This window comes from Streptomyces sp. NRRL S-495, assembly GCF_000966955.1.
Taxonomy (GTDB): domain Bacteria; phylum Actinomycetota; class Actinomycetes; order Streptomycetales; family Streptomycetaceae; genus Kitasatospora; species Kitasatospora purpeofusca.
This window is the reverse complement of sequence record NZ_JZWY01000735.1, coordinates 1-8,065: the sequence shown is the minus strand read 5'-3', so window position 1 is coordinate 8,065 and position 8,065 is coordinate 1. Positions and strand designations below refer to the sequence as shown.

Here is an 8,065-nt window from a genome sequence, read left to right as displayed (position 1 = left end):
GCTGGTGCTCGATCTGGTTCATCGGCTGGTTGTAGAGGTCGGCGACCCGGGTGTGCACCTTGAGGATCGTCTGCGCGACGCTCAGCTCGTACTCGCGCGGCTTCAGCTCGTAGTCCACGAAGGCGCCCGGCAGCTGGTACTCGCCGTGGTGGCCGGCGGACATGGCGATCTCGGCCTCGCCGCGCTCGTTCTGGCGCTGGAGCGGCAGGGCGAGGAAGGCGGTGAGGTGCTCCTGGAGCGCCGGCGAGTTGTCCCGGATCTGCTCGAAGTCGCGGCGGGGCAGCGACAGCACCGTGCCGGCGGTCACCGTCTTCGCGGTGAACTCCCAGACCGCGTCCTGGTCGAGCACGGACTGCTCGCCGAACCGGTCGCCGTCACCGAGCACGCCGACCACCGTCTCGTCACCGTACTTGCCGATGCCGATCTGGTTGATCTTGCCGTGCGCGATCAGGTAGATCCGGTCCGCCGCCTCACCGCGTTCGGCGAGCACCTCGCCCGGGCCGAAGTCGCGCTGCTCGCAGCGGTCGGCCAGCGCGGTCAGCACCTCGTCGTCCTCGAACCCGCGCAGCAGCGCCAGCTCACCCAGCTCCTGGGGGATGACCCGGACCTCGGAACCGGTCTTGATGAACTCGACCCGGCCGTCACCGACGGTGTAGGTCAGTCGGCGGTTGACCCGGTAGGCGCCACCGGCAGCCTGCACCCAGGGCAGCACCTTGAGCAGCCAGCGGGAGGTGATCTCCTGCATCTGCGGCGCGGACTTGGTGGTGGTGGCGAGATTGCGGGCAGCAGCCGTCGTCAGGCTCGACTGCGCCACCTGCGGTGTCTCCGGGGCCGTCTCCACGGTCATCGGCAGGGTTCTCCATTTCGTGTGATCAGTCACGCCGACCCGTCTCGCGACCGGCGGTAGCCGGGGGCCAGGTGTCGACGGATCATCAGATACGCGTATCGGTGCGGGTGTTGACTGTCTTCGCGATGCGGTGCGCCCGCTCGGGCGATCCACCGGAACCCTAGATCACCGCCACACGGCCCATCCCGTACGACAACCGAGTGCCCCCCGATTGGGTGAATCTCTCCGATCGGAAGGTTTGAATCCGTCACCCTTGCGCCGGTGGGCAGTCACGTTTCTGCGCATGCGAATCGTCCAGACGTAGGAACGATTCACTCCACCCGAACGGAGCAGCGCGAAGACCCGCACCTCGGCCGATGGAGTGCGGGCATGGCAAACATGCGTTCGATGCTCGAACACAGTACGAATCCGGGTGCCGGTCAGCCCGCCACGGGCGCCCCCGCAGCCCTGCGGGAAAGCCCTGCCACAGCTTTCCGAGCCGTCGTCAGGAGGGTCGGGAAGCCGGTCGGCCGCAGCCCAGGGTCACCCCTCGGGCCCGTGCTCCGACCGGGCCGCGCGCCTGGCCGCCCGCAGGTTGCGCCGGTGCACGGTCCACCACAGCGCGCCCACCGTGACGGACAGGGCGAGAAGGACCAGGGCCAGCACCGGCCAGCGGCTGTCGGCGAGCCGGATATCGGCCAGCAGCAGCCCGGCCACCGCCGCGACCGGGACGAGCAGCGCGGCCAGCGCCCGGCCCGCCGCGGCCACCACCCCGGGGTCCGCGCGGGCCCGGTGCAGTCCGGGCCAGCCGAACGGGTCGCCGCCGAAGTAGTGGGCGACCCCGCGGACCGCCAGCCGGTCGGTGGCCCAGGTGTAGGACAGCGCCATGTACGGGAGCCAGACCAACGGGGCGACGGTACCCATCAGGAGGACCAGCGCCAGCAGCGACCACTCCCCCGCCGACCGCCAGCGGGACGGCGGCGGGACGGCGTCCTCGCTGGTGATGCCGAGCAGGCGGGCCATCCGCCGGATCAGGTCCCAGAACCCCCGGAACCGGCCGGGAGGCCGGGAGGCGGCAGCGGGCTCCGGACCCGCCGCGAGCGCCCGCTCGGCGGCGGCGAGGTCGGGGTGGGCGCCCTGGAGGACGAGCAGCTCGGGGGCGCGGGCCCGGTCGGCGGGGTCCTTCCCGGCGAGGGCGGCGAGCTCCAGCAGCAGCTGCGCCTGGGCCAGCAGGGCGGTGCAGAAGGCGAACGGGATGAGCCAGAGGAACGGCCCGCCGACGAAGGCGCCCTCGCTCTGGCTGACCAGCCGGGCGTGGTCGACGGCCCGCGCGGCCAGGTCGCCCGTCGTGGCCTCGGGGTGGGCGGCGCGGAGTGCCGCGACCCGGCGGGCGGCCCGGGGGCCTCGGTGGCGGACGGCGAAGACGGCGAGCAGTTCCGGCAGCCGGGCGGGGTGGGCCCGCATCGAGCGCACCAGCTCGGCGACCGGGGCGCCCTCCTTCGCCGCTCCGGGTGCCGCCTGCTGCGGGGCGGCCGGGGCGTCGGGCGGGCCTGCGGGCCCCGGGCGCCCGGGGCGTTCCGGTCGTGCGGGGTCCGGGTGCTCGGGGTCCGCGTCTGTATTCGGGGCCACGTTCGTCCCACCGCTCCGCCGCACGCTCCGGCCATGCCCGGACCGGCGTCCGACCGCTCACGTCCGAGCGCTCGCGTCCGACCGCTCACCCGGGCCTTCCTCCACCCTAGGCTCCGCCCTCCGGCTCCCGCCTGTCAGGCGGCCGGGCGGCCGGGGTCAGGCGACCTCGAAGCCGTGCCGGACCTGGTCGAGGCGGCCGGCCGCGAAGTCCTCCTCGGAGATCCAGAAGGAGACGTTGACGCACTCGCCCCAGTCGACGGCCAGCGCGCCGCTCCCGATCTGGAGCAGCGGGCGGTGGCCCTCGGGCCGGCCGGTGTCCGTGTCGCACCAGCCCAGCAGCCGGACCTCGGGCCGGGGCAGCCGCTCGGCGAGGTCCTGGGCGAGGTCGAAGGCGACCAGGAAGTCGTCCGGGAACAGCCGCTCCAGCTCCTGGTCCTGGTAGGACGGCGCGGACAGCGCCCAGGCGGCCCGGACCGGAACGGCGGGGACGGTGGGCGCGCCCTGCTCGACGTCCGGGGCCGGCCGGGGCGGCGCACCGGCGGGGACGTGCAGCACCCGGCAGCCCCGGCCGCTGAAGTCGGAGAGCCATTCGTCGTGGAAGAAGAGCAGCAGCCCTTCGGCGGGCAGCGGCCAGCCCTCGGCGCCCGGCCCGGTGGACCGGAAGGCCGTGGCGAGGGCGGCGCAGTCGAGTTGGGCGAGCAGCTGCATCGGGCGGCCGCCGGCCTCGGGCCAGGCCGTGTCCACCGGGAGTGCGGGCAACCCGCCGAGCTGCCCGACCGGCGCCGTGTCCGCACCGGGGAGGCCGACCGCGCCGACCCCGCCGGCGGGGTCCGAGGAGTCCGGGTCCGGGTCCGGCACCTGGTCCAGGACGAGGGAGGAGCGGAACAACCGCTCGACCAGGGGCGCCGGCTGCTCGCCGACGCGGGCCCGGATCAGCTCCGCGACGTCGCCCGGGATCGGCGGCGCACCCTCGGCGGGCGCGGCCACGGGGGTGTCGGTGGTCACGAGTTCGGCCATGCGCCAAGCCTGCCACGAGGGTCCGACAACACCGGTCGGCCGACCCGGCGCACGGCGGGCGGCAGCAGCGGGCGGGGACGGCGGGCGGGAACGGCGGAGGCCCCGTCAGGTGCCGGTACGGGGGGATGATCGGCACCTGACGGGGAGCGGGCCGACGACCTGTCGACCGGTCGGCCCGGCTGGGGGGAGCGGTTCAGCGGGAGCAGTTCAGCGGGAGCGGTTCAGGAGCAGGTGACCTCGTTGCCGGGGACCTGGAAGATGCCGGAGTCACTGGCCGCACCGGAGGCGTACTCGTAGTAGAGGTACGTGTAGAAGTCGATCCGCGCGCCGTCGCCGCAGACCGAGTCGGTGCCGATGGTGTAGGTCAGGGTGACGGTGGTGGTGGCGCCCGCGGCGACCGGGACGGAGTGGTGGACCAGGCCGCTGGTGGCACCGGTGTCGCAGGCGGTGACGTTGCCGCCGCAGGAGGAGAAGGCGTACTTCAGACCGGTGTTCAGGGTGGTGCCGTAGGTCGGCTGGACGGACTCGTAGACGAAGTACGCGGCGGTGTCGTGCGGGTTGGTCAGGGTCAGCGTCAGGGTGACGTCCGAGCCGGGGGTGGCCGTGGTCCGGTCGACGGAGACCGACAGCAACGGGGTGTCCGCGTGGGCGGGGGTGGCCGACAGGAGCAGGCCGAGGAGGAGGGCGAGGATCGCGGGCAGGCCGGCACGGCTCAGAAATGAAGTGCGCATGACCAATGAGCGTAGGTGGCCGTGCGCGCGCCGGGGCCCGCCTCCGCACCGGTCCGTACTGGCATATGACAGTGGAGCGGACACCTCGGGCCATTACCTCCTGGTTCCGCCCGCCGTCCGGCGGCCGACGGCCTACCCTCCGCGCCCGGTCCTCAGAGCGGCGGCGGCAGGATGGCGCAGAGCGCCTCCAGCGCCGCCGGGTAGGCGTGGTCCGGCGGGGTCGCGTAGCCCACGACCAGGCCGTCCGTCGCCGGCATCGCCTCCGCCGCGAGCAGCGGGTGCCGGTAGTCGGCCAGGCCGTCCAGGACCAGCCCCCGGTAGGCGGCCGCCTTGAGCACCGAGCGCTCCGTCCCCGGCGCGAGCCGGAGCACCGCGTGCAGCCCGGCCGCGATCCCGGTGACCTCGATGTGCGGGGCGTGCTCGGCCAACGCGCCGACCAGCCGGTCCCGGCGGTCGCGGTAGCGGCGGCGCATCCGCCGGACGGGCGCGGCGCATCCGCCGGACGTGCCGGTCGTAGCCGCCGGAGTCGATGAACTCGGCGAGCGTCAACTGGTCCAGGGCGCTGGCCCAGGCCTCCCGCTCGCCCTTGGCCGCGAGCACCCGGTCCACCAGGTGGTCGGGCAGCACCATCCAGCCGAGCCGCAGCGCGGGGCTGAGGCTCTTGCTGGCCGTCCCCAGGTAGACCACCCGCTCCGGGTCCAGGCCCTGAAGGGCACCGACCGGCTGCCGGTCGTAGCGGAACTCGCCGTCGTAGTCGTCCTCCAGGACCAGTCCGCCGCGGCCGCGCGCCCAGTCGACCACCGCCGCGCGGCGGCCCGGGTGCAACGGTCCGCCGGTCGGGAACTGGTGGGCGGGCGTGAGCAGCGCCGTGCGGATCTCCGGGTCCTCCGCCAGGCCGCCCACCCGCGCGCCGTGCTCGTCGAGCGGGAGCGGGCGGGTGGTGGCCCCGGCGGCGGCCAGCAGCCCGCGGTGGAAGGCCAGCCCGTAGCCCTCGACGGCGAGCGGCCCGGCCGTCCGGGCCGGGAGGACCGCGCGCGGGCCGTCGAACAGCAGCCGCAGCGCGTGCGCGAAGCCCGAACAGACCACGATCCGGTCCGGGTCGGTGCGGACCCCGCGGGCCCGGGCGAGGTAGTCGGCCAGGACTTCCCGCAGTTCGCGCCGGCCCTGCGGATCACCGGGCCCGAACGCCTCGTTGGGCGCGGCGGTGAGCGCCCGGCGGCCGGCGGCGAGCCAGGCGGTGCGCGGGAAGGCGGCGGCGTCGGGCTGGCCCTGCCGCAGGTCGTGCGCGGGGCGCGGCGGGCGGGAGGAGCGGCGGGCCCGGGTCGGGGGGACGGGTTGTCGGGGGGACGGGTTCGGCCCGTTCGGCGACGGTGGTGCCGGAGCCCTGGCGGGCGGTGAGCCAGCCCTCGGCGACCAGCTCGGCGTAGGCGTCGGCGACGGTGTTANCCGCGGCGAGCGCGCGGTAGGGCGGCAGCCGGGTGCCCGGGGCCAGCCGGCCGCTGCGGATCGCCTCGCGCAGGGCGTCCATCAGGGCGGACCGGCGGCTGCCGGTGGCGGGCAGGTCGAGGTGGAGGTCGGCCCCGGCGGGGCCCACGGCTCCGGCGGCGGAGCGCTCGCCGACCGGGGCTGAAGGGGCCGAGGGAGCCGAGTGGGCCGAAGGAACCGAGTGGGCCGCGCCCTCGGCGGGGCGGGCGGTGGCGGCGGTGGCGGTGCTGGCGGTGGGCCGGGTGCCGGCGGGACTGCGGCGGGGTGTCCGGGGCGGATCGACCGAAGTGTCCGTCATGGTTCCGCAGCCTAGCGCCGGGCCCCGGCGGCCCCGGGGCCGGGCCTGCCGCCCCGGGGCCGCCGGACCGTCCGGCGCGGTTCGACGCCGGTTCGACGCCGGTCAGTAGCCGGTCAGTAGCCGGTCAGTCGCCGGTCAGTCGATCCGGATCGAGTTGACGATGAACGAGCGCACGTCGTTGCGGGTGCGCTCGGCGAGCGTCGAATCGGTGGAGTAGGCGCTGACGGTCAGCCAGATGTTCCCGGACTGCGGGACACAGACGACGATCGCGATCACGTCCGCGTTGCCGCCGATCACCTGGTAGTCGCCGTCGCCCGCGAGGTCCCAGACCTGGAAGCCCTGGCGCTGCAGCGCGGTCTGGGCCAGGCCGAGGCAGTCGCCGAGGGTGTCGTTCTTGGTGAAGGTACCCCAGTGTGCGTACATACGGGTCTCCCGTTCGTGCCGTGGTGGCGGCCGCCGCCGGAGTGGTCCGACCCCGGTGGCGGCCGTACCTCGAGAGTCGGAGGGCCGCTGTCCCGGATGCACGGGGCCGGGGTCCCGTTCCGGCCCGGTTCTCCGACCGGGACAGGCGCGCGGGACGGACGCGCGGGACGGACGCGCGGGTCAGGCACGCGGGACAGGCGCGCGGGCCGCAGCGGACACCCCGGCCCGCGGCGAACAGCGGGCGTCCCCGGAGCGGGGCCGCACCACAGCGGCGGCCGGACCGCCCCTCCGGTGCGCCGGGCGGGCGGCGGGACTCCTGCATCGGGGTGCGGTTCCGCCTGCGATCGGGTGACCTTATGGTCGGATTATGTCGTCATAGGCGTGTCGACTGGCTATTCCTTCGCCATGACCAACACCAGGAAGTACCTGCTCGCCGCCGGCCTCAGCGCCGCGCTGGCGGTTCTCTCCGCCGGCCCCGCCCTCGCGCTCGACTGCGACACCCCCGTGCACCACACCCCGAACGCCCCGGTCCACAACGGCCTCCCGGACGGCCTCCCTGGCGGCGGCGGCACCGTCTGCATCAACGAGGGCGGCGCCTACGCCAACGGCATCGTGGCCAACTCCCCGGGTGTGCTGTCCGGCAACCAGATCCAGATCCCGATCAACATCCAGACCAACATCTGCGGCAACAGCCTCTCCATTCTCTGACCGGTGCCCGACGCGCGCCCGCGGTTCGCCCGGCGCCCCCGCACCGACCGCACGAGGGCTGCGGACCCGGCACCCGCCGGGGCCGCAGCCCTCGCCCCTTTCCCCGCTCCCCCGCGCGCGGAGGACGCCCGGCGGTTACGGCACCACGGTGACCGGCCAGCGGCCCGCCTTGACCAGCCGTACCGCGACCGAGCCGATCACCCGGTGCCCGGCCTGCTCGGAGGCGCCGACCACCACCGCGTCCGCCCGCAGCTCGTCGGCCAGCCGGGCCAGGCCCGTATAGGGGTCGCCGCGCACGGTGAGGAAGCGCCACTCCACCCGCCACACGTCGCGCAGCCGGTGCTCGGCCTCGCGGACGGCGGCGAGCAGTTCCTCGGCAATCTCCTGCGTGGTCTCCTCGACGGCGGCGCCCGCGAGCGCGGTGGCCGCGCCCAGCACCGGCTGGATGTACGCGATCGCCAGGGTGGCGTTCTGCCGCCGGGCCAGGCCCGCCGCGTAGGCGGTCGCCCGCCAGGAGGAATCCGAGCCGTCGAGGCCCGCCACGATCATCTTGGGCCCGTCGGTGCCCAGCTCGAACCCGGACGGCGCCACGGCCGCGCCCGGCTCCTCGGCCCCGTCGGCGGCCGCCGACCCCTGCTCCGCATCGCTGTCGTTGCTCATGGCCCGAGGCTATGCCGGACACGGCGGGTGACGGCACGGGGCACGGCGGGTGAGGGCTGTGGCCCGGACCACCCGCAGCCACCACCGCACCCCTCCCCGCACCCCGATTCCCGCACCCGCCGCGACCGGCCCACCACACCCCGTCGACCGTGTGCCCGGCCTCACAGACCCCCCGGAGTGGCCCGGACCACTTCCACCCCGCATTCGATCTTGAAAATCGGGACATTTGCCTTCAAAACAGCCCAATACCAAGATCCATACCCACGGTAACCCCCCACTGACCTCGCC

The 8,065-nt window shown here is 74.9% G+C and carries 7 protein-coding genes and 1 pseudogene; 1 reads left to right on the top strand and 7 read right to left on the bottom strand.

The genetic code is table 11. The features are described from left to right. The 6 genes and pseudogenes from VR45_RS32205 to VR45_RS32180 form a co-directional block, all read right to left on the bottom strand. A partial coding sequence (locus tag VR45_RS32205; protein ID WP_045943417.1) for a family 2B encapsulin nanocompartment shell protein occupies nt 1–847 on the bottom strand: 847 nt, incomplete at its 3' end. Nucleotides 848–1,369: 522 nt separating this feature from the next. After that, complete coding sequence (locus VR45_RS32200) at nt 1,370–2,455, bottom strand: hypothetical protein (protein WP_045943416.1); 1,086 nt, start codon at nt 2,453–2,455, stop codon at nt 1,370–1,372. A gap of 156 nt (nt 2,456–2,611) precedes the next feature. Continuing rightward, nucleotides 2,612–3,472 carry a YwqG family protein gene (locus tag VR45_RS42885; RefSeq protein WP_052709537.1) on the bottom strand — a complete coding sequence of 287 codons (861 nt, stop codon included), beginning with the start codon at nt 3,470–3,472 and terminating at the stop codon, nt 2,612–2,614. 221 nt (nt 3,473–3,693) lie between these two features. Then, nucleotides 3,694–4,203, bottom strand: a complete 510-nt coding sequence (locus tag VR45_RS32190) for a hypothetical protein (protein ID WP_045943415.1) — start codon at nt 4,201–4,203, stop codon at nt 3,694–3,696. A 152-nt stretch (nt 4,204–4,355) separates the two neighbouring features. After that, nucleotides 4,356–5,986, bottom strand: a pseudogene (locus VR45_RS32185) (PLP-dependent aminotransferase family protein). A gap of 135 nt (nt 5,987–6,121) precedes the next feature. Then, entirely contained in the window at nt 6,122–6,409 is a 288-nt protein-coding gene (locus VR45_RS32180; protein WP_045943414.1) for a hypothetical protein, read from the bottom strand. Between the two features lie 405 nt (nt 6,410–6,814). Here VR45_RS32180 and VR45_RS42880 point away from each other — a divergent pair, with 405 nt between their 5' ends. Continuing rightward, nucleotides 6,815–7,117, top strand: coding sequence for a chaplin (locus VR45_RS42880; protein WP_052709536.1), 303 nt, complete (start codon nt 6,815–6,817; stop codon nt 7,115–7,117). Nucleotides 7,118–7,252: 135 nt separating this feature from the next. Here the strand turns inward: VR45_RS42880 and VR45_RS32170 are convergent, their stop codons facing one another. After that, nucleotides 7,253–7,666: a universal stress protein gene (locus VR45_RS32170; RefSeq protein WP_045943418.1), complete on the bottom strand. Its 414-nt coding sequence runs from the start codon at nt 7,664–7,666 to the stop codon at nt 7,253–7,255. Between the last annotated feature and the right edge of the window lie 399 nt (nt 7,667–8,065).